The organism is Dactylosporangium sp. NPDC000555 (assembly GCF_040300025.1).
Classification (GTDB): Bacteria; Actinomycetota; Actinomycetes; order Mycobacteriales; family Micromonosporaceae; genus Dactylosporangium.
The window spans coordinates 1-19,624 of the sequence record NZ_JBEPDB010000072.1 but is presented as its reverse complement, the minus strand read 5'-3'; the positions used below and the strand labels follow the sequence as shown (position 1 = coordinate 19,624).

20 protein-coding genes are annotated in these 19,624 nt (G+C 74.9%); 9 read left to right on the top strand and 11 right to left on the bottom strand.

All coding sequences use genetic code 11. The annotated features are described in order from the left end of the window. Nucleotides 1–23 precede the first annotated feature (23 nt). The 3 genes from ABT297_RS32415 to ABT297_RS32405 all read right to left on the bottom strand — a co-directional run bounded on the left by ABT297_RS32415 (nt 24) and on the right by ABT297_RS32405 (nt 1,651). A complete protein-coding gene (locus tag ABT297_RS32415) occupies nt 24–317 on the bottom strand; it encodes a hypothetical protein (RefSeq protein ID WP_350556220.1) in 294 nt (97 codons plus the stop codon). A gap of 86 nt (nt 318–403) precedes the next feature. Continuing rightward, nucleotides 404–1,303, bottom strand: coding sequence for a universal stress protein (locus ABT297_RS32410; RefSeq protein WP_350556219.1), 900 nt, complete (start codon nt 1,301–1,303; stop codon nt 404–406). A 78-nt stretch (nt 1,304–1,381) separates the two neighbouring features. Next, nucleotides 1,382–1,651 carry a DUF1876 domain-containing protein gene (locus ABT297_RS32405; RefSeq protein WP_350556218.1) on the bottom strand — a complete coding sequence of 90 codons (270 nt, stop codon included), beginning with the start codon at nt 1,649–1,651 and terminating at the stop codon, nt 1,382–1,384. A gap of 204 nt (nt 1,652–1,855) precedes the next feature. Here ABT297_RS32405 and ABT297_RS32400 point away from each other — a divergent pair, with 204 nt between their 5' ends. The 3 genes from ABT297_RS32400 to ABT297_RS32390 are packed head-to-tail and all read left to right on the top strand — an operon-like array spanning nt 1,856 to nt 4,888. After that, nucleotides 1,856–2,062: a DUF1918 domain-containing protein gene (locus ABT297_RS32400; protein ID WP_350556217.1), complete on the top strand. Its 207-nt coding sequence runs from the start codon at nt 1,856–1,858 to the stop codon at nt 2,060–2,062. A 47-nt stretch (nt 2,063–2,109) separates the two neighbouring features. After that, on the top strand, nt 2,110–3,849 hold the full coding sequence (gene polX, locus ABT297_RS32395; RefSeq protein ID WP_350556216.1) for a DNA polymerase/3'-5' exonuclease PolX: 1,740 nt from the start codon (nt 2,110–2,112) through the stop codon (nt 3,847–3,849). 22 nt (nt 3,850–3,871) lie between these two features. After that, nucleotides 3,872–4,888, top strand: coding sequence for a zinc-binding alcohol dehydrogenase family protein (locus ABT297_RS32390; RefSeq protein WP_350556215.1), 1,017 nt, complete (start codon nt 3,872–3,874; stop codon nt 4,886–4,888). A gap of 19 nt (nt 4,889–4,907) precedes the next feature. On the opposite strand, the gene ABT297_RS32385 is transcribed toward ABT297_RS32390, so the two are convergent. From ABT297_RS32385 to ABT297_RS32370, 4 genes are all read right to left on the bottom strand, one after another. Next, complete coding sequence (locus ABT297_RS32385; RefSeq protein ID WP_350556214.1) at nt 4,908–5,648, bottom strand: sigma 54 modulation/S30EA ribosomal C-terminal domain-containing protein; 741 nt, start codon at nt 5,646–5,648, stop codon at nt 4,908–4,910. A 113-nt stretch (nt 5,649–5,761) separates the two neighbouring features. Further along, on the bottom strand, nt 5,762–6,583 hold the full coding sequence (locus ABT297_RS32380; protein WP_350556213.1) for a hypothetical protein: 822 nt from the start codon (nt 6,581–6,583) through the stop codon (nt 5,762–5,764). 92 nt (nt 6,584–6,675) lie between these two features. Next, nucleotides 6,676–8,364, bottom strand: a complete 1,689-nt coding sequence (locus tag ABT297_RS32375) for a GAF domain-containing sensor histidine kinase (protein WP_350556229.1) — start codon at nt 8,362–8,364, stop codon at nt 6,676–6,678. Between the two features lie 8 nt (nt 8,365–8,372). Beyond that, nucleotides 8,373–9,011: a response regulator gene (locus ABT297_RS32370; RefSeq protein ID WP_350556212.1), complete on the bottom strand. Its 639-nt coding sequence runs from the start codon at nt 9,009–9,011 to the stop codon at nt 8,373–8,375. A gap of 505 nt (nt 9,012–9,516) precedes the next feature. On the opposite strand from ABT297_RS32370, the gene ABT297_RS32365 reads away from it, so the two are divergent. Genes ABT297_RS32365 through ABT297_RS32355 form a run of 3 tightly spaced genes read left to right on the top strand, consistent with a single transcriptional unit; the run spans nt 9,517 to nt 12,568 of the window. Further along, entirely contained in the window at nt 9,517–9,912 is a 396-nt protein-coding gene (locus ABT297_RS32365; protein ID WP_350556211.1) for a DUF3040 domain-containing protein, read from the top strand. After that, the gene (locus ABT297_RS32360) at nt 9,909–10,412 is read left to right on the top strand and encodes an STAS domain-containing protein (protein WP_350556210.1); all 504 of its coding nucleotides are present in this window, start codon (nt 9,909–9,911) and stop codon (nt 10,410–10,412) included. Before ABT297_RS32365 ends, ABT297_RS32360 begins: the two co-directional genes overlap by 4 nt. Then, the gene (locus tag ABT297_RS32355) at nt 10,409–12,568 is read left to right on the top strand and encodes a hypothetical protein (protein ID WP_350556209.1); all 2,160 of its coding nucleotides are present in this window, start codon (nt 10,409–10,411) and stop codon (nt 12,566–12,568) included. The genes ABT297_RS32360 and ABT297_RS32355 overlap by 4 nt, the downstream gene beginning before the upstream one ends. Nucleotides 12,569–12,588: 20 nt before the next feature. Here ABT297_RS32355 and ABT297_RS32350 read toward each other — a convergent pair whose 3' ends face one another. Then, nucleotides 12,589–13,635 carry a lysylphosphatidylglycerol synthase domain-containing protein gene (locus tag ABT297_RS32350; RefSeq protein ID WP_350556208.1) on the bottom strand — a complete coding sequence of 349 codons (1,047 nt, stop codon included), beginning with the start codon at nt 13,633–13,635 and terminating at the stop codon, nt 12,589–12,591. 60 nt (nt 13,636–13,695) lie between these two features. On the opposite strand from ABT297_RS32350, the gene ABT297_RS32345 reads away from it, so the two are divergent. Continuing rightward, nucleotides 13,696–14,904, top strand: a complete 1,209-nt coding sequence (locus tag ABT297_RS32345) for a glycosyltransferase (RefSeq protein ID WP_350556207.1) — start codon at nt 13,696–13,698, stop codon at nt 14,902–14,904. Beyond that, nucleotides 14,901–15,683 (top strand): class I SAM-dependent methyltransferase, encoded by a 783-nt coding sequence (locus ABT297_RS32340; RefSeq protein ID WP_350556206.1) that lies wholly within the window; start codon nt 14,901–14,903, stop codon nt 15,681–15,683. The genes ABT297_RS32345 and ABT297_RS32340 overlap by 4 nt, the downstream gene beginning before the upstream one ends. Nucleotides 15,684–15,722: 39 nt before the next feature. Here the strand turns inward: ABT297_RS32340 and ABT297_RS32335 are convergent, their stop codons facing one another. From ABT297_RS32335 to ABT297_RS32325, 3 genes are read right to left on the bottom strand one after another with little or no spacing between them, the layout of a single operon-like run. Next, nucleotides 15,723–16,667: a glycosyltransferase family 2 protein gene (locus ABT297_RS32335; RefSeq protein ID WP_350556205.1), complete on the bottom strand. Its 945-nt coding sequence runs from the start codon at nt 16,665–16,667 to the stop codon at nt 15,723–15,725. Between the two features lie 32 nt (nt 16,668–16,699). Then, nucleotides 16,700–17,935, bottom strand: a complete 1,236-nt coding sequence (locus tag ABT297_RS32330) for a cation:proton antiporter (RefSeq protein ID WP_350556204.1) — start codon at nt 17,933–17,935, stop codon at nt 16,700–16,702. Nucleotides 17,936–17,939: 4 nt separating this feature from the next. Further along, nucleotides 17,940–18,422, bottom strand: a complete 483-nt coding sequence (locus tag ABT297_RS32325) for a cation:proton antiporter regulatory subunit (protein ID WP_350556203.1) — start codon at nt 18,420–18,422, stop codon at nt 17,940–17,942. 294 nt (nt 18,423–18,716) lie between these two features. On the opposite strand from ABT297_RS32325, the gene ABT297_RS32320 reads away from it, so the two are divergent. Continuing rightward, on the top strand, nt 18,717–19,562 hold the full coding sequence (locus ABT297_RS32320; RefSeq protein ID WP_350556202.1) for a ribokinase: 846 nt from the start codon (nt 18,717–18,719) through the stop codon (nt 19,560–19,562). Nucleotides 19,563–19,624: the final 62 nt, after the last annotated feature.

The window sequence follows — 19,624 nt, the reverse complement described above, 5'->3', positions numbered from 1 at the left end:
CGCATCCGAGGGGCGCGGACCGTTCACTGCCGCATCCGCGGCACGTCGAGCGGCCGTTCGGCGTCTTCCCGCTCCGCCATCGCGGCCACCCGGGCGCGGTACTCCGCCCGGTCGAGCCGGCCCGCCAGCAGCGCCCGCGTGGCGCGGCGCTCGGCCAGGTAGCGCCGATGCGCGGCAGTGGCCAAGAGCCACACGGCGAACCGCGGATAGGACCCGCCGCGGGCCGGTCCTCGCCGGCGGATCGCCACGGTGTGCAGGACGATCAGCGTGACGCACGTGCTCACCAAGAGCGCGACGACGACAATGGCTGCGGCCATCGGACTTCACCCCTCCCGGCATCCCTCCCCACCGGATACGGCCTTCTAACCACGCTAATGAGGCGGTCACCGCCCCGCCGGCCGCCTCACGTGGTGGTCATGGCGGGGGCGACGACCGGCTCGGCGGGAGCCCGGCTCGGGCCGTGGGCGATGAGGACGGGACAGGCGGCGACCCGCAGGACCCGGTCCGTCACCGAAGGGTTCGGCGGCTGGACGCGGTCGGCCGGGCACCGGGTGCCGAGGACCAGCAGACCCGCCCACTGCGACACCACGGCGAGCGCGTCCACCGGGTCGCCCGGCTCGCTGCGCACCTCGACGTCGAGCAGCGGGTACCTGGCGCACCAGGGCGCGGCGGCATCCTGCAGCGCCTCCCGGACGAGGGTGTCGTCGGCGCTGAGGTCGGCGCCGCGCACCGATCCCGGGTGCCACAGCCGTGGGTGCGGCCAGGCCTGCACGACGACGAGCCGGCTGCAGCGGACGGACGCCTCCTCGAAGGCGAGGCGCAGGGCGCGCCGGGCCGAGTCCGAGCCGTCGAACCCGACGACGACCGGCCCGCAGCGGGGCAGCGCCGCGTCGGCGCCGGCCCATCTCCGGGCGTCGTGCACGATCAGCACCGGGGCGTCCGCCCGGGTGCCGAGCGCCTGGCTGACGGAGCCCAGGGCCCTGTCGCCGTCCCCGCCGGCGCCGCGGCCACCGACCACGAGCAGCCGCGCCTCGGCCGCGAGTTCGCGCAGGACCGCCACCGGGGACCCGTAGCGGGTGGCGGCCTCGGCCGCCACCCCGACCCGCCAGCGCCGGGCCTCGGCCGCCGCCTCCGCCGCGATGTCCCGCCGGGCCGGCCCGGCCGCACCGTCCGCCGGCAGCACGGCCACGGCCTGGAGCATGCGGGTCCACCGGCAGGCCTCGTCGGCGCCCCAGCGCAGCGCGCCGATGCTGTGTGCCGATCCGTCGACGCCGACGACGACCGGCCCGAATTCGTAAGCCATCGGGAACCTCCGTCCCGCGCGGCGCCGCCGCGCCGCCACCTTGCCGGCACCGGCGTCACCGGTGCCGGCGCCCGACCTTCACGCGCCGAGGCGCACGGGGTGCCCGACGGCGGCCCGAAGGTCGGCGGCGGTGGTCACCAGCAGTTGGTGGCCCAGGTCCGACAGCGCCCGCGCCGCGGCGAGTTCGTCGCCGATCGCCGGGACGTCGGTGTCGGCCGGATTCAGCCGTGCGTTCCCGATGCCGGTGAGCCGAGCGGTCTCGCCGCTGTGCAGGCGCGCCTCCGCGTGCGTACGCCCGCCGTGCTCGTCGATGAGCACGTCGACCGTCCAGCGTTTCACGGTGGCCATGACGAAATCGTCTCCTCCCGTGCCGAACGGGTACTCCACTGCCAATGCTCCCTCGCGCCGGCGCGCCGGTCGCAGGGCCGAAAGTCCCGGCGTCTCCCGGCGTCGCCGGCCGCAGAGACCGGTGCCGCGGCGGCATAGGACGCGACGGCCGGGGAATCGTTGCCACCGGCACCACGACCGGGTACGACGGCGAAGGGACGGCCGATGAGAGCGCACGTGGGCGACCGAATCATCGAACAGGGCAAGCGGGTCGGTGACCACCGGCGTATCGGCGTCATCACCGCGGTCAGAAGGGACGACGGCACACCGCCATACGTCGTGCGCTGGCTCGACACCCAGCACGAGGCGCTGCTGTTTCCGGGCTCCGACTGCAGGATCGAGGCGGCGCGCGCGGGGGACGCCTCCACCTGAGCGGCCGGGCCTGGCGACCGCGAAATCGGGCTGCCTACGCTGGGCTGATGGCGCGGACGAACGACACCGTCGCGGCGCTGCTGCAGGAGTACGCCGACCTGATCGCCGTGAGCGGCGGGGACGAGGCGTTCAAGGCTCGCGTGTACGAGAAGGCGGCCCGGGCCGTCGCCGGTCACCCGGTCGACGTCGCCGGCCTGGACACCGACGGGCTGCGGCGGATTCCCAACGTCGGCGCGTCGATCGCCGGCAAGGTCGCCGAGTATCTGCGCACCGGCCACATCGCCGCGGTGGACGCGCTGCGGACCAAGGTGCCGTCCGGCGTCCTGGAACTGACCCGGATCCCGACGCTCGGACCGAAACGTGCCGTGCAACTGCACGAGGAACTGGGCGTCGCCTCCATCGACGGGCTGCGCGACGCGATCCTCGCCGGCCGGCTCAGCGGCCGCCGGGGTTTCGGTGCGAGGGCGGCCGAGAACATCCTGCACGGCATCGACCTGCTCGAGCGCAGCCACGGCCGCACCCTCATCTCGGCGGCGACGGACGCCGCGGAGCGGATCGTCGCCGTGCTGTGCGGCGTGCCGGGATGCCTGCGGTGCACCTGGGCCGGCTCGCTGCGCCGGTTCCGCGAGAGCATCGGCGACGTCGACGTCCTCGCCGCGGCGGTGGAGCCGGGCGCGCTGATGGACGCCTTCACGCGGCTGCCGGAGGTCGTCGACGTGCTGGCCCGCGGGCCGACGAAGTCCTCGGTCCGGCTCCGCGGCGACCTGCAGGTGGACCTGCGGGTGGTCGAGGCCGTGTCGTGGGGCGCGGCGCTGCAGTACTTCACCGGGGCCAAGGCCCACAACGTGCGCCTGCGCGAGCTCGCCGCCCGCGCCGGGTTCAAGCTCTCCGAGTACGGGCTGTTCCGCATCGTGGACGGCTGCCTCGTCGCCGCCCGGTCCGAGGAGGAGGTGTACGCGCGGCTCGGCCTGCAGTGGATTCCGCCCCCGCTGCGGGAGGACCGGGGCGAGATCGCGGCGGCCCGGGAGGGAACGCTGCCGGACCTGGTGACCGGCGCCGACATCCGCGGCGACCTGCACACGCACACCGACCTCACCGACGGTGTCGCGCCGCTCGCCGAGATGGTCGCCGCGGCCCGGGAGCGAGGCTACGAGTACTACGCGGTCACCGACCACGCGAAGAACATGCCCATGCAGCGCATGACCGACGAGAAGATGCTCGCCCAGCGCGAACGGCTGCGCGAGCTGGCCTCGCCGGACGGGCCGGTGCTGCTGCACGGCACGGAGCTCAACATCGGCCCGGACGGCGAACTGGACTGGGACGACGCGTTCCTGAGCGGGTTCGATGTCTGCGTGGCCTCGGTGCACTCGCACTTCACGCAGGCGGCGGGCGAGCTCACCCGGCGGCTCGTGCGCGCCTGCGAGAACCCGTTCGTCACGATCCTCGGCCACCCGACGACCCGCCTGATCGGCAAGCGGCCGCCCCTGGACGCGGACTACGACGCGGTCTTCGCCGCCGCGGCCCGCACCGGCACGGTGCTGGAGATCAACGCCTTTCCCGACCGGCTGGACCTGCCCGACGAGCTCATCCTGCGCGCCCGGCGCCTCGGCGCCAAGTTCGCCATCGACACCGACGCGCACGCACCGGTACACCTGGATCACCTGCGCTATGGCATCGGCACCGCCCAGCGGGGCTGGCTCACCGCCGCCGACGTCGTCAACACCTGGCCGATCGATCGCCTGCGCGCCTTCTTCGCCGCGAAACGGGCGGTCGCGGGCCGGCGGTGACGGTCCCCCTTGGAGGAATCTGATGGAGACGATGACCGCCTGGCAGGTCGGCCGGCCCGGTCCGATCGCGACCCGTCCGCTGCGCCGGGTGACGCTGCCGATCCCGGAGCCGGCCGACGACGAGGTGCTGATCCGGGTGCGCGCGTGCGCGGTCTGCCGCACCGACCTGCACCTGGCCGAGGGCGACCTGCCGCCGCGCCGGTCGGGCACCGTTCCCGGCCACGAGGTGGTCGGCACGGTGGAGCGGCTGGGCGCGAGCGTGTCCGAGCCGGCGGCGGGTGACCGGGTCGGGGTGGCCTGGCTGCGCCGGACGTGCGGCATCTGCCGGTACTGCCGGCGCGGCGCGGAGAACCTGTGCCCCAACTCGCGGTACACCGGGTGGGACGCCGACGGCGGGTACGCCGAGTTCTGCGTCGCCCCCGCCGCCTACGTGTACCGGCTGCCGGACGGATACACGGACGACGAGGTCGCGCCGCTGCTGTGCGCCGGGATCATCGGCTACCGGGCGCTGCGCCGCTGCGAGCTGCCGCCGGGCGGGCGGCTGGGCGTCTACGGCTTCGGCGCCTCGGCGCATCTCGCCGCGCAGGTCGCGATCGCCGAGGGCGCCACCGTGCACGTGGTCACGCGCTCCGGGGCCGCCCGGGAGCTGGCGCTGTCCCTCGGCGCCGCGTCGGCCTCGGCCGCCGGCCCGCCGCCCGAGCCGCTCGACGCCGCGATCCTGTTCGCCCCGGTCGGCACCCTGGTGCCCCCGGCGCTGGCCACGCTGGACCGCGGCGGGACGCTGGCGATCGCCGGGATCCACCTGACCGACATCCCGCCGCTGCACTACGCCGAGCATCTCTTCCAGGAGCGGCGGCTGTGCAGCGTGACGGCGAACACCCGCGAGGACGGCCGGCAGTTCCTCGAGATCGCACGCCGGCACCGGCTGCGGGTGAGCGTCACCGGATATCCCCTGGCCGAGGCGGACGCCGCCCTGGCCGACCTGGCGGCGGAGCGGTTCCGCGGCGCCGCCGTGCTGCACGGCACGCGGTTCGCCTGAGCCGCCCGGGCCGAAGCGCCTACCCGGCCGGGGTGATCAGCCCCGCGCCGCCGTCGTAGCGGCGGTACACCAGGTTGCCGCGGCCGGTCCGCGCCTCGGTGAAGAACAGGAACGGCAGCCAGCCGTCCGTCAGGTGGGCGACGGCCTCGTTCGGGGTCAGCACGGGCGTGCGGCGCGGGTTGACGGTCGGCATCGGGGCGCCGCGCACGGCGGGCGGGTGCATGCTGCGCTGCCGGGACAGCTGCAGCCCGGTCGGCCCGGCGCGGTGGACGAGCGCTTCCTCGCCGGTCTCGGCGTCGGTGAACAGGTACGCGTCGTAGTCCATCGCGGCGAGGTACGCCCCGGCCTGGCAGCTGCTGCGCCGGTGCGGCCGGATCGGCTTGCGCCGGGTGATCCGCGCCTGGCCGGGCACGGCGAGTGCGCGGCGTTCGGGGTCGGGCCACGGCCACGGCTCCCAGGTCGTGGTCAGCCGGCGGATCTGGCGTTCCAGCCGCACCGCGCCGGCGGCGAGCGCCGTCGCGGGGGAGGGCCCGGGCACCTGGATGCGCGCGGGCGCGCCGAACACCCGCAGGTTGGCCTGGACGATCATCGGGCCGCCCGGGCACGGCGCCGCCGTCAGCCGGACGCGGACGCCGCCGGTCACGGCGTGGCGGGCCGCCACCGCGGCGAACATCGCCCGGGCCGACTCGAGCTCCTCGGCCTGCACGGCGCCACGGTGCAGTACCTCGACGGTGCCGGCCGCGGTACGCGTGTCCGACATGGCGATACCCCCTCCTGCGGTGCGGACCGCATCACTGTGCGACCGCGGCGGACCGGCGGCCAGTGCCGAAAGTCCCGTTTCCGGGGGCCGTGACACCGGTGCGGCATCCGGTGTCAGAACGCGTCGCGGGCGACGACCTCGATCACCTCGGCGGCCGGGCGCAGCGGCGGCCTCGGCACGGCGCCGATCCGCCCGGCCACGCCGAAGCGGACCAGGGCGGCCGGGCAGCCGGCGCCGGGCGGCAGGCTCCGCCGCAGCCACGGCGGGACGGCCGTCGGCGGGCAGGCCTCCGCCGAGGTCGCCAGCCCCTCGGCGGCGGCGTTGAGGATCACCGCCGAGAGCGCCTCGCCGGCGACCAGCCAGTCGTGGGGCCGGTCGCCGGCCGTGGTGATGACGGCGCGCCGGGCATACGGGGCCGTCGCCTCGGCCGCCTCCGGGCCGGCGAGCAGGTGCAGGTGGGCGCCGGCGTCCTCGGCGACGGCCCGCAGCAGGCGTACCGTGGCGACGGGGACCGGCTCGTCGGCGATGGTGCGCCGGTCGGTGCGGCGCACCGCGATGGCGCGGCGCAGCCGTTCCGCGCGCGGCTCTCGGGCGGCCGGACCGGTGTACCGCAGGACCGCCACCGGACCCGGGACGCGCGGCTGCGCGCAGCGGTCGACCTCGACCCCGATGCCGTCGGCGGCGAGCACGACGAGCGCGTGGTGCAGCGCCGCGCCGCAGCTGATGGTCACCTGTCGCTCGTCCGGGTCGTCCGGCAGCCGGCGGCGATGGTCCGCGGTGAGCTCCGCGCGCTCGCCGTCGATGTGCCAGCGCCACGGCTGGGTGTTGTGGAACGACGGCGCCTCCATGGCGGCCAGGGCCGCCCGCGTCAGGGCCCGGGAGACCTCACCGAGCCGCACCGCCGCACCGGCGCCGGTGTAGTGGATCGCAACCATGGCGTGCTCCTCGGTAGACGGGATGGCTGACTCCCATTACCGTGCCGCGTCCGCCCCGGCCGCGTTCAGGGGCGAAGGTCCCGCGTTGGGCCTCAGATCGGCACGCGCCAGGCCACCCGGGTGCCGCCGCCGGTGGCCGGCCCGACGGTGCAGTCGCCGCCGAGATCGACGGCGCGGGCGCGCATGTTCGGCAGGCCATTACCGGTCGCATCGCCGGTCGCCGGATCCGCGTCGAGGCTCTTGGCCGGGCCGCGGCCGTCGTCCTCGACGACGAGGTCGAGCCCTCCGCCGCCGGCCGTGATCGTCACGCGGGCCGCGGCGGCGTGGGCGTGCTTGGCGACGTTGCTCAACGACTCCCGCAGCACCGCCATCAGGGCCGTGCGGGCGGGGTCGGGCACGGCTGTGTCGATCGGCCCGTCGATGTGCAGGACGGGGCGGAAGCCGAGCGCCGGCGTGGCCTCCTCGATCAGGTCGCGGATCTCCTTGCGCAGGCTGTGCTGGGCCGCGCCGCGCAGCTCGAAGATCGCGCCGCGGATGTCCCGGATCGTCGTGTCGAGGTCCTCGGTGACGCGGCCGATGCGCTCGCGCACGTCGTCCTGGCCGGCTCGGTACGCGGCGGCCTGCAGCTGCATGCCGGCGGCGAAGAGCCGCTGGATGACCACGTCGTGCAGGTCGCGGGCGATGCGCTCGCGGTCGCCGACCACGGCGAGCATCTCGCGCTCGTCCTGGGCCCGGGCCCGCTCCAGGGCCAGGGCGGCCTGCCCGGCGAAGGTCTCGACCATGGCGAGCTCCATGCCCTCCGTGATCGGGGTGCCGTCCTTGCCGAACGCGACCACCAGCGCGCCGAGGGCCACGCCGCCGACGGCGAGCGGCACCAGCAGGGCGGTGCCCGTGGGCAGCAGGATCGGCCAGTTCGCGGCGGTGCCGAGGTCGGTGATGACGGCGACGTGCCGGTGCTGGAGCACCTCGGCGAACTCGCTGCCGGCGACCGGGATCGACCAGCCGGCGGCGCCGTCCGGGCCGCCGGAGGCGACCTCGACGGTGAGCCGCTCGCCGTCGTCCCCCGCGAGCAGGACCATGGCCAGCTCGGCGCCGGCGACCTCGCGGGCCCGTGCCGCGACGAGGGCGAGGGCCTCGGTGCGGCGGACCTCGCCCAGCAGCACCGCCGTGATCTCGGCCGCGGCGACCAGCCAGCGCTGCCGCCGCTCGGCCTGCGCGTAGAGGCGGGCGTTGTCGATCGCCGCGCCGGCCGCCACCGACAGCGCCGCCACGAGGTCCTCGTCGTCCTGCGTGAACTGCTCGCCGCCGCGCTTCTCCGCGAGGTACAGATTCCCGAACACCTGCTCCCGGATGCGCACCGGAACCCCGAGGAAGCTGTGCATCGGCGGGTGGTTGGGCGGGAACCCGTAGGCGCGCGGGTGTTTGGTGATGTCCTCCAGCCGGATCGGGCGGGGCTCGTCGATGAGCAGGCCGAGCACGCCGTGGCCGCGGGGCAGGTCACCGATCGAGGCGCGCTCCCCGTCGCTGATGCCGTGGTTGATGAACTCAACCAGCATCCGGTCCGTGCCGATGACGCCCAGCGCGCCGTACCGCGCGTCGGCGAGCCGGCAGGCGGCCTCGACGATGCGCTCCAGGGTGCTGCGCAGGTCGAGGTCGGAGCCGATGCCGACGACCGCGTCGAGCAGCGCCCGCAGCCGCTCCCGGCTGGTCATCACCTCGCCGACGCGGGCGAGAAGCTCCTGCAGCAGGGCGTCGAGGTCGACCCGGGACAGTTCCGGCAGCGGCAGTGTCACGGCTTCTTTTGTAACAGCCGCGACGCCAGCACCGCCGCCTGCGTGCGCCGCTCCAGGCCCAGCTTGGCCAGGAGGCTGGAGACATAGTTCTTGACGGTCTTCTCGGCCAGGAACATCCGCTCGGCGATCTCCCGGTTGGTCAGCCCCTCCGCCACCAGCAGGAGGATCTTGCGCTCCTGGTCGGTGAGGTCCTTGAACTCGTCCGGCTGCTCCGGGCCGCGCCGGATGCGCTCGAGCACCCGGGCGGTGACGGCGGGGTCGAGCAGCGACTGCCCGGCCGCGACCCGGCGCACGGCGTCGACCAGGTCGGTGCCGTGGATCTGCTTGAGCACATACCCCGACGCGCCCGCCATGATCGCCGCGAAGAGCGCCTCGTCGTCGTCGTAGGACGTGAGGATGAGCGCGTTGATCGACGGGTCGACCGACCGGACGTCGCGGCACACGTCGATGCCGCTGCCGTCGGGCAGCCGGCCGTCGAGGACGGCGACGTGCGGCCGCAGCGCCGGAATGCGGTGCGTGGCCTCGACCGCCGAGCCAGACTCGCCGACGACCTCGATGTCGCCCTCGCGCTCGAGCATCTCGCGCAGGCCGAAGCGGACCACCTCGTGGTCATCGAGCAGAAACACCCGGATCATGTACTCCTTCTTACCCGCCCATCGTCGCGTCCCGCCAGGCCTAAGGTCCCGATTTCATCGCGGCCACCGGGTCGCGTGGCCGGGCGCCGGGGTGTGTGGGCCGGCCGGGCGGCTGCCGTGCTGCGGAGGACAGTGGATCCGGTGGATGCCACTTGCCGCCGTGGCCGGCCCGGTCCGAAGCCCACCACGATTCCCGGCCGGCGCCGAACAGGCGCGCCGTGCCTTCGTGCCAGACGCGCGTCGCCCGGCGGCCAGGCTGCGCCGACTGGACGATCGACGCCGGATGCTGCCCGGTCCGCCGATCACTTCCGGGTTCGTGCGGGTGGACGATCCGGCCCTGACCGTCCGTACGTCGATCGGGGCGGCGGTTCGCGTACGCGCCGGCGCGGCTACGGCGCGTGGATCCCGCGCTGTCGCGGCTTTGTCATATCGTCTCAGTAGGTTCGTCGTACTTCGCGCCAACAATGTCCCATTGTCCCGGTGTCGGTGGCGAACGGATGACGGCGTGCTCAACGACGATGAACAGTGGCGTCTGGGGCAGTTGGAGCGGCAGCTAGCCGACGAGGATCCGGCGCTCGCGCGCGCCCTGTCCCGCCACGAGCCGGTGCGCCGGTGGCGGGTCCGCCTGGTGACGTGGGCGATGGTAGCCGGCGGGTGCGGTGTGCCGGCGAGCATCATGGCCCGCGACCCGCTGATGCTGGTCGTGACGCTGCTGGCGTTCGGGGTCTGCTGCGCGTTGATGCTGTCCGACGGCCTCGACCGGACCGCGCTGCCGAGGCACCCGGATCGGGCGCCGGGTGCCACCGGCGCCGGCCGGCCGGCCGCCGGTGACACCGACCGATCCCCCCGGCGGCATGATTGGGCCCGCCGGGCCGCGTTGTGGGCGGGGTGGTCCGGGTGAGCGATCGGGAGCCGCCGGGCGGCCCCGCGGCCGGGAGGCAGGTCCGGCCGGTGGCGCCCCGCCTGCGGGTGCATCGCGAGGAGCACGAGGGGTTCGTACTCCTGCGCCTCGTCGGGCAGTTCGTGGCGCTGACCGCGCTGACCGTGCAGGTGAACCTGGCGCGGTCGCTGGCCGCCCGGCCGCCGAGAATCGTGCTGGAGACCCACGCCGTGCGGGTGATGGACGCCGTCGCCGCCACCATGGTGCACGCGGCCGTGCAGGTGGCCATCGAGCGCGCCGGGTACGTGCGCATCGCCGCGCCGTCGGCGGCGGTGGCCACGGCCCTGCTGGCGCTGCCGGCGGGGTCGGTGAGCGTGCACGTGAGCGTCGCCGACGCCCTGCTCGGCGTCTCGGCAACGCCCGGCGGGGCCGCGCCGCAGCGCGGTGCGGCGCGGCGGGCCCGCGGCGGCGCGACGGGCACGGGGATGAGGAACGGCGACGAACACGGAGCGGCACGATGAGCGCGAGTGGTGTGATCGCGGTGGACGAGGCCGGCGGCCGGCCGGCCGTGTCCCACCGGAAGCTGGTGGGCGTCTTCCGGCACACGCCGGCCCCGGGCTCGGGACGGTGGCTGCGTGCGGTGCGCGTGCCGAGCGAGCGGGCCGGCCGGTTGCTGCAGATGGTCTCGGTACTGCCGGTGCTGGCGCTGGTCGGCTGGCTGCTGGTGGCGGTACCGCTGGCGGCGCTCGGTGGGTTCCACCGCTGGACGGTGCTGCCCGCGGCGGTGCCGGCCATGCTGCTGCTGGTGCGCTGGGCGCTGCCGAACCTGACCGCCGTGCGGGCGCGTCCGGTCCCGTGGTGGGTGGTGATCGGCACGCTGCTGGTGGCGGCCGCCTTCGCGGCGCTGGCCATCGCGACGCACAGTCAGCCGGCGGTACTGCACCGGGACGCCGGCACGTACGCCCAGGTCGGGCTGTGGCTGAGCGGGCATCCGGGGCTGACGACGCCGGTACCGGTGGAGGCGTTCGGCGCCGCCGACTCGGTCACCTACGCGCACCCCGGGTTCTTCGTACAGAACGGGCTGATCGTGCCGCAGTTCATGACGGGCTGGCCGACGCTGCTGGCGGCCGGGTACTGGTTCGGCGGCTGGACCGGCATGTTCGTGCTGCCCGGGCTGGTCGGCGGCCTCGCCGTGCTGGCGGTGGCCGGGCTGGCGGCGCGGCTGTGCGGGCCGCGGTGGGCGCTGCTGGCGGCGGCGTTGCTGGCGCTGGCATGGCCGATGCTGCGGGTGAGCCAGACGACGTACTCGGAGCCGCTGGCGTGCCTGATGCTCGCCGGCGGGCTCAGCCTGCTCGCCGACGGCTGGTCGATCGGCGCCGGTGCCCGCGCCGCCGGGCCGGGGTCCGCGCGGCGGCGCGCGGCCGGGGTGCTGCTCGGCCTCGCCGGGCTGGTGCTCTCCAGCGGGGAACTGGTCCGGCTGGACATGGCGGTGGACTTCGCGCTGGTGCTGCCCGCGTTGGGCTGGTGGTGGCTGCGCCGCCGGCCGGGCGTCGGGCCGTTCCTGCTCGGCACGGCGGTGGGCGGCGGGCTGGGGTACCTGGAATGCCGGTACGTGACGCTGCCGTACGTGATGCTGAACTGGTCCTCCGTCCGGCTCATGATCGTCCTGCTGGTCGTCATGGCCGCCGGGACGGTGGGCGGGGCGCTGCTGCTGCGGCGCCGGAGCTTCCCGCTGGACCCGCACCGGCGCCGCATGCTCGCCACCGCGGCGGTGGCGGCGGTGATCGTCGGGGGAGTGCTCCTGGCCGCGCGGCCGCTGCTGTACGTCGACCAGTCGATCACCGCACAGTCGACGATCGACTACGTCGCGTCGCAGCAGGAGCGGCACGGGCTGCCGGTCGACGGGACCCGCAGCTACGCCGAGCAGAGCCTGTCCTGGGTGTCGTGGTACCTCGGCTGGCCGGCGATCGTGCTGGCGTGGGCCGGGGTGATGCTCGCGGCGGCGGGTGTCGCGCGCGGCCGGGACTGGCGCCTGCTGCCGGTGCTGCTGGTGTACGCCGGGTCGGGCATGGCGACGCTGCTGCGCCCGGCGATCACCCCGGATCATCCCTGGGCGGACCGGCGGCTGGTGGTCGAGGTCATCCCGGCGGTCGTCGTGTTCGCCACCCTCGCCATCGCTCGCGGCATGCGGCTCTGGCGGCTCCGTTCCTCGGCCGCGGCGCGACCGGCGGTGCCCTGGCCGAAGCGGGTCTTGCTGCCCGCGGTGCTGGTGGCGGCGCTGCTGCCCGGCGCGCTGGTCACCGCGCAGCTCGCGCCGCTGCGCACCGAGCTCGGCGAGCTCGAGGCGGCGACCGCGGTCTGCGCGGCGCTGCGCCCCACGGACTCGGTGATCGTCATGGACACGCAGTGGGCGCCGACCATACGCAACCAGTGCGGCGTGCCGGTGGCGGTGCTGGAGTCGCCGACCGTCGAGCGCATGCGGACCACGGTGGCGGCGGTGCGCACGACCGGCCGGGACCCGGTGCTGCTGTCCTCCTGGACGCGGTCGCTGCTGCCGTACGGGCTGCCGCTGGAGCAGGTGGTGTACGTGGACGAGGAGGAGGACCAGCACCAGCTGGTGCGGCGCCCGACCGGCACCGACACGCGGCGCCTGGAGTGCTGGCTGGTGCGGCCGTGACCCTGGGACACCGCCCGGGGTCAGGCGACAGCGTCGGGCTGTGGCTGGTCGCGCCGGCGGCGAGCTGCTGTGGCGGCGCCGCCGGCCAGCACGAGGTCGGCGACGGTCATGACCGCCCGGGACAGCAGGGCCACCGCGGCCGCCTCGCCGGTGTCGAGCTGGGTGGCCAGCAGCGCGATGAGGACCACGTCCCGGGCGCCCGCCCCGGCCGGCGCCACGACCAGCAGGAAGCCCAGGCACCAGGCGAGCGCGAACCCGCCGACCGACACCGCGGCGGCCGGCCCCGGGTGTCGGGTCAGCGGTACGACCAGCAGCCAGATGTGCAGGCCGAACAGCAGCCACGACCCGACCGCCCATCCCGTGGCGGCCAGCACGGCCCGCCCGGGCAGCGGCCGGTCCGGCGGCGGCCGCCGGGTCACCCGCAGCGCGACGGTCAGGGCGGCCCGCAGGCAGGCCGGGTGCAGCATGAGGGCGACGACCGGCACCGCGGCGAGCAGCCACAGGTATCGCCGGTCGGCACCGGCCATCGCCGCGGGCAGCGTCGCGGCCGCGGTCAGCAGCCCGGCGCCCAGCGAGACGACCATGGTCAGCAGCGCGGCGGTGCCGGTGCGGTGCCGGGGCACCCGGTGAGCGCGGGCGAGCTCCATCTGGGCCAGGATCGGCCACACCGATCCGGGCACGTACTTGCCGAGCTGCCCGACGAAGAAGACCTTCGCCGCGGCGACCGGTGGCAGGCCGCTGCCGAGTCCGGCCAGGACGACCCGCCACACCTGCATCGTGGCCAGCAGCCCGGCCACCGCGGCGAATCCGCCGCCGAGGACCGCTACGGCGCCGATGTCCCGGGCGGCCGCGGCGACGGCGTGACGGTGCGGCGCGAGGGCGAGACCGCCGCCGACCACGGCCGCGGCCAGGAAGGCCCATCTCGTCCACGGGCTGCCCGCGACGGCTGTGGCCAGCCCAGCGACGGCTTTGGCCAGCCGGATCGGCGCCCCATCCGGCGACGGGTGGTCCTCGGCCGCCGGCCCTGCGGCCGCCGCGGGCGCGGGTGTCGGCGACGGGCGGGGCATCGGCCGAGCCTATCGGTACGCCAAGTCGACCGGCGTGGAGGGACAGATACGGTGAGCGGTATGCGCGTCGTGTTTTTCGGTACCTACGACACCGCAACGCACCCTCGGGTGCTGGTGCTGGCGCAGGGCCTGCGGGGGCGGGGCGCCACGGTGCTGGAGTGCAACGCGCCGCTGGGCGTCGGCACCGCCGCACGCGTGGCGGCCGTGCGCCGGCCGTGGCGCGCGGTGCCGCTGGTGGCGCGCATCGCCCGGCGCTGGTGGAGCCTCGCCCGGGCGGCCCGTGCCGTGCGCCCGCGGCGCGGCGGGACCCCGCTGGACGCGATCGTCGTGGGTTACCTGGGCCTGTTCGACGTACACCTGGCCCGTCTGCTGTTCGGCCGGACCCCAGTCGTGCTGGACCACATGGCCGGCGCGGCGGACATCGCGGCCGACCGGCGCCTCGGCGGCCGGCTGCGGCACTGGTTGCTGGGCGCCCTCGACCGCGCCGCGCTCGCCCGCGCCGACGTGGTCGTCGTCGACACCGACGAGCAGCGTGACACCCTGCCGCGGCACGTGCGGGAGCGGGCGGTGGTGTGCCCGGTCGGCGCGCCCGACGCGTGGTTCGACGCCGGAGCGGGCACACCGCCCGCGCCACCGGGCCCGCTGCGGGTGGTGTTCTTCGGCCTCTACACGCCCCTGCAGGGTGCGCCGGCGATCGGCGCGGCCGCCCGGCTGCTCGCCGACCGGCCGGTGCGCTTCACGATGATCGGCCACGGCCAGGACGAGGACGCCACCCGGCGCGCGGCCGGCGGCGCGCCGGTGCGGTGGGTGCCGTGGGCCGACGCCGGCGAGCTGCCGGCACTCGTCGCCGGCCACGACGTGTGCCTGGGCATCTTCGGCGACGGCGCGAAGGCCCGGCGGGTCGTGCCCAACAAGGTCTTCCAGGGCGCCGCGGCCGGCTGCGCGATCGTCACCGCCGACACCGCACCGCAGCGGCGGGCGCTCGACGACGCCGCGCTGTTCGTGCCGTCCGGCGATCCTGCCGCCCTCGCGGCGGCGCTGGACCGCCTCGCCACCGACCGCGCCGAGCTGGACCGCCTCCGCGGTGCCGCCCGCGGGCTGGCCGAGCGCGACTTCACCGCGGCCCGGGCCGCGCTGCCGCTGTGGCGGCGGCTCGCGCAGAGCGGTCGCGGCGCCGACGCCGCCGCCCCGGCGGGACGGCCGGAGGCGCCTGGTCCGGATCGATCAGCGCGAAGCCTCATCGAGCTGGACCGGGCGGCGCGGCGGTGACCGGCGCGCGGCTGGACCGGCTGGCCCCGTTGTCGCTCAACGCCTGGCTGCGCCTCGACGTCGTGTCGCGGCTCTTTCCGCCCGGCGTGCGTGACGTGCTGGAGATCGGCTGCGGCCAGGGCGGCTTCGGCGCCCGGCTCGCCCAGCGCTACGACTACGTCGGGATCGAACCCGACCCGGCGTCGTTCGCCGTCGCCGAGCGGCGCCTGCGCCTCGTCGGTGCGGGCGGGGTCGCCGAGGTCGCCAACATCCGCCTGGAACAGCTCCCCGCGTCCCGCTTCGACGTCGTCTGCGCGTTCGAGGTGCTCGAGCACCTCGACGACGACGCCGCCGCGCTCGCCGCCTGGGCGGCCCGGTTGCGCCCCGGCGGCTGGCTGCTGCTGTCGGTGCCCGCCTACCAGCGCCGCTACGGTCCCGCCGACGAGCTCGTCGGGCACTTCCGCCGCTACGACCCGGCGGGGCTGCACGAGCTGCTGACCGGCGCGGGCCTGACCGACGTGCGCCTGCGCCACTACGGCATGCCGCTGGGGTATCTGCTCGAGGCCGCCCGCAACCGCCTGGCCCGCCGGCGACTGCGCTCCGTCGCCGCCGCGACCGCGCCGCAGCGCAGCGCGGCCTCGGGCCGGCTGTTGCAGCCCTCCGCGCCGCTGCGCGGCATGCTGCACCGGTGGGGCACCGCGCCGTTCCGGTGGGCGCAGCGGGCCGCGCCGAACACCGGGCCGGGCCTCATCGCACTGGCCCGGCTCGCCCCGGACGCCTCGCCCGATCCGGCTCGGTGAGGCTTCGCGCTCACCGGCCCGGATCGGGCGCCGGCCGCCTCACAGGTCGGGGCGGGACCGCACGATGAGATCGGCGAGCAGCGCCATCGAGGCGATGATCAGCCCGGTCAGGAACAGCATCACCGTGTTGGTGGCCAGCCGCAACGGGTGCAGCGCCACGTCGACCACGCTCTTCGCCGCGCCCGCCCCGAGCAGCACCAGCGCCAGCGGCATCAGCGCCTTGAGCGGGTTGAAGTACATCACCATCCGCAGCACCTGCAGCAGGTACCGGTAGGCGTCGCTGACGAACCGGAACTTCGACCGGCCGGCCCGCTTGGCGTAGTCGATCGGCACGTAGGCGATGGCGTGCTGGTTGGACAGGAACGCCAGGGTGATCGTGGTGACGCAGGAGAATCCGGGCGGCAACAGCCGCAGGTACGGAGCCGCGACGCCGCGCCGGAACGCGCGCAGGCCCGAGTTGAGGTCCGGGATGCGCTGGCCGACGAGCCACTCGGCGATCTTGCGGATCGTCCATTTCGCCGGGATCCGCAGCAGCCGGTGGCTGCCCTGCTCCGACGTGCGGGCTCCGACCACCTGGTCGATGGCCGGGTCGTCGCGCAACCGTCGCACCAGCTCCGGGATGCGCTCGTTCGGGTACGTCAGGTCCGCGTCGGTCCACACCACGATCTCGCCGCGGGCCATCCGCGAGCCGAGCCGCCGCACGGTGCCGGCGCCGCCGTTGCGGTCCAGCGCGACCACCTGCACCTGCGGCAGCGACAGCTGGGCCCGGTGCAGCACGTCCAGCGTGGCGTCGGTGGAGGCGTCGTCGATCGCGAGCACCTCGTACCGGTAGCCGGCCCGGTCCATCGCCGCGCAGATCCGGTCCAGTTCGGCTCGGACGTGCGCGGCCTCGTTGAAGCACGGCAGCACGATCGTCACGTCCAGCGGCGCCGGCTGTTCGCCGGGCCGCGTGGTTGCGTCGTCCTGCACGAGCTCGGTGTCCACGACGTACCTCCGGTGGTGAGTTGGCGAAGGCCTTACACGGGCATGCGCAGCTCGTCGGGATCGGGATCGGGACCGGTGGCGGAAGGCCGCGCGGCGTCGGCCGCCGGGGTGCCGCGGCGCCGGTTGCGCCACCGGTTGAGTGGCTCCAGCGATCGGGCCAGGATCGGGCCCATCACCGCGAGCACCAGCACGTAGGCGGCGGCGAGCGGGCCGATCTTGTCGTTGAGCCCGGCGGCCACCGCCAGCCCGGCGATGACGATGTTGAACTCGCCGCGCGGGGTCAGCGCGATGCCGGCCCGGGCGCGCCCGAGGGAGCTGACGCCGGCCCGGCGGGCCGCCCACCAGCCGGTCGCGATCTTCGTCATGATGCCGACGAAGGCAAGCAGCAGCGCCACGCCCAGCATCGGCGGCAGGGCGGCGGGGTTGGTCTGCAGGCCGAAGAAGACGAAGAACACGGCGGCGAACAGGTCGCGCAGCGGGCTGAGCAGTTCCCGGGCCGTGTGGGCCAGCGGCCCGGACAGCGCGATGCCGACCAGGAACGCGCCGACCGCGGCGGAGACCTGCAGCAGCTGGGCGACGCCGGCGACCAGCACCGTCAGCCCCAGGGCCTTGAGCAGCAGGACCTCTTCGTTCGGCGAGGCGACGAACATCTCGACGTAGCGGCCGAACCGCAGCGCGATGACGAGGATCACGGTGATCGTCGCGGCCGCGATGGCCAGCGTGGTGAGGCCGGCGACCAGGCCCACCCCGGCCAGCAGGGCGGTGAGGATCGGCAGGTAGACCGCCATGGTGAGGTCCTCGAACACCAGCAGCGACAGCACGACCGGGACCTCGCGGTTACCGAGCCACTGCAGGTCGGCGAGCACCTTCGCGGTGATGCCGGACGAGGTCACGTAGGTCACGCCGCCGAGCGCGACCGCCGCGACCGGCCCCCAGCCGAGCAGCAGGGCCGTCGCGACCCCCGGCGCGGCGTTGAGCACCAGGTCGACCACGCCCGCGATGGCGTTGTGCCGCAGCGTGCCGACCAGTTCGGGGGCGGTGTACTCCAGGCCCAGCGTGAACAGCAGCAGGATCACGCCGATCTCGGCGCCGGTCGCGGTGAACTCCTCGCTCGTGGCCAGGGGCAGGATGCCGCCCTTGCCGAACGCGAGCCCGGCCAGCAGGTACAGCGGGATCGGTGAGATTCCGAAACGGGCGGAGACCGCCCCGAGTAGCCCCAGGCTGAGGATGACCGCCCCGATTTCGATCAACGCAGTGGCACCGTGCATGCGCTCAGCCGTTATCGAGGATCGAGACGACGGCGGCGGTACCCTCAGCGGTGCCGACCACCACGACCAGATCCCCGGGTATGAATATGAAGTCCGGACGCGGGCTGGCCAGGATCTGTCCGGCCCGGATCACCGCCACGATCGACGCGCCGGAGCGGCTGCGCGCCTGTGTGGCGCCCAGCGACCGCCCGTCGTACGGCGACCCGGCGGTGATCGGTACCTGTACCGTCTTCAGCCCGGTCACCTGCCGCTGCAGGTCGGCCAGCCGTTCGACGATCCGGGCGGTGCCCAGCAGCTCCGCCAAGCCGTTGGCCTCGTCGATGCTCAGCGACAGCGTCGCCACCACCGTGTCCGGGTCGTCGATGCTGTAGATCACGATGTCCCGGCGGCCCGACACGTGCGACACCACCGCGGCGTGCTGACCCTTCACGGTGACGAACTCGTGCCGCAGGCCGATTCCGGGCAGCGCGGTGCGTTCGACGTCCACGGATCAGTGCTCCTTCGCTCAAAGGGGGCCACACAGCAGAAGGCACACGGGTGGGCTCCAGACACGGCGCCCGCCGACGTGTACCGAGAGGCTACGGTGCCGAATCGATATGACCGATATGCCGCAGCGGTATGACAGTATCGTGACGGTATCGCCCGGAGGGGGTGACCGCGACCGTGCAGTGGCAAGGGACAATAATGGCTGGTAATTTGCGCAAATGTACCGAATGTGGGCCGGAGTCGCCAGCATCGACACGCCGCTGCGGACATGCACTCCCGCGCCTGAGGCCCGCGCATGACGGTCGGTGTCGTGGTGGTAGGCAGCGTCAACCTGGACCTGGTGGTCGTCACGCCGAGACTGCCACGCCCCGGTGAGACGGTGCTCGGCGGGGACTTCCGCACGGTGCCGGGCGGCAAGGGCGCCAACCAGGCCGTCGCCGCCGCCCGGGCCGGTGCCGCGTGCGCGTTCGTCGGTGCGGTCGGTTCCGACGACTTCGGCCGCCTGCTGCGGGACAACCTGGTCGCCGCCGGCGTCGACGTGCGCGGGCTGCGGACCGCCAACTGCCCCTCCGGAGTCGCGTTGATCACAGTCGACGCGGCAGGGGAGAACTGTATCGTCGTCTCACCCGGCGCCAACGCCACCCTGACCGGTCTCGAGGCCGCCGACCGCGCGGCGATCGGCGCGGCGGACGTGCTGCTGCTCCAGCTGGAGGTACCGCTCCCGGTGGTCGCCGAGGCCGCCGGCTGCGCCAGGGACGCCGGCGCGACCGTGGTGCTCAACGCCGCCCCGGCCGCGCCACTGCCCGGGCACCTGCTCGACCTGGTCGACATGCTGGTGGTCAACGAGCACGAGGCGGCCGTGGTGGCCGGTCTGCCGGCCGGCGCCGGCACCGCCGCGCTCGTGGACGCGTTGCTCACGCTCGTGCCGACGGTCGTGCTGACGCTGGGGGCCCGGGGCGCCGCCTACGGCGACCGGAGCGGACTGCGGCTGCGGGTGCCGGCGCCGGCGATCGACGCGGTGGACACCACCGCCGCCGGTGACGCCTTCACCGGGGCGCTGGCGGTCGCCTGGGCCGAGCACGGCACGGCGCCATCCGAGGACGCGCTGCGCTGGGCGTTTTGTCCTAGATCCTGCCGGTAGGCGCGATTGTCACCCGCGGCAATGTCGCGGGAACCCTGCGTCATCGCCGTTCTGTGGCCTTT

Excerpts from the sequence above, each read along its gene's own strand:
- ABT297_RS32400 (WP_350556217.1), top strand. The coding sequence starts at position 1,856 with ATGAGAGCGCACGTGGGCGACCGAATCATCGAACAGGGCAAGCGGGTC.
- ABT297_RS32390 (WP_350556215.1), top strand. The coding sequence starts at position 3,872 with ATGGAGACGATGACCGCCTGGCAGGTCGGCCGGCCCGGTCCGATCGCG.
- ABT297_RS32380 (WP_350556213.1), bottom strand. The coding sequence starts at position 6,583 with ATGGTTGCGATCCACTACACCGGCGCCGGTGCGGCGGTGCGGCTCGGT.
- ABT297_RS32350 (WP_350556208.1), bottom strand. The coding sequence starts at position 13,635 with ATGCCCCGCCCGTCGCCGACACCCGCGCCCGCGGCGGCCGCAGGGCCG.
- ABT297_RS32385 (WP_350556214.1), bottom strand. The coding sequence starts at position 5,648 with ATGTCGGACACGCGTACCGCGGCCGGCACCGTCGAGGTACTGCACCGT.
- ABT297_RS32355 (WP_350556209.1), top strand. The coding sequence starts at position 10,409 with ATGAGCGCGAGTGGTGTGATCGCGGTGGACGAGGCCGGCGGCCGGCCG.
- ABT297_RS32330 (WP_350556204.1), bottom strand. The coding sequence starts at position 17,935 with ATGCACGGTGCCACTGCGTTGATCGAAATCGGGGCGGTCATCCTCAGC.
- ABT297_RS32405 (WP_350556218.1), bottom strand. The coding sequence starts at position 1,651 with ATGGCCACCGTGAAACGCTGGACGGTCGACGTGCTCATCGACGAGCAC.
- ABT297_RS32410 (WP_350556219.1), bottom strand. The coding sequence starts at position 1,303 with ATGGCTTACGAATTCGGGCCGGTCGTCGTCGGCGTCGACGGATCGGCA.
- polX (WP_350556216.1), top strand. The coding sequence starts at position 2,110 with ATGGCGCGGACGAACGACACCGTCGCGGCGCTGCTGCAGGAGTACGCC.
- ABT297_RS32370 (WP_350556212.1), bottom strand. The coding sequence starts at position 9,011 with ATGATCCGGGTGTTTCTGCTCGATGACCACGAGGTGGTCCGCTTCGGC.
- ABT297_RS32415 (WP_350556220.1), bottom strand. The coding sequence starts at position 317 with ATGGCCGCAGCCATTGTCGTCGTCGCGCTCTTGGTGAGCACGTGCGTC.
- ABT297_RS32320 (WP_350556202.1), top strand. The coding sequence starts at position 18,717 with ATGACGGTCGGTGTCGTGGTGGTAGGCAGCGTCAACCTGGACCTGGTG.
- ABT297_RS32345 (WP_350556207.1), top strand. The coding sequence starts at position 13,696 with ATGCGCGTCGTGTTTTTCGGTACCTACGACACCGCAACGCACCCTCGG.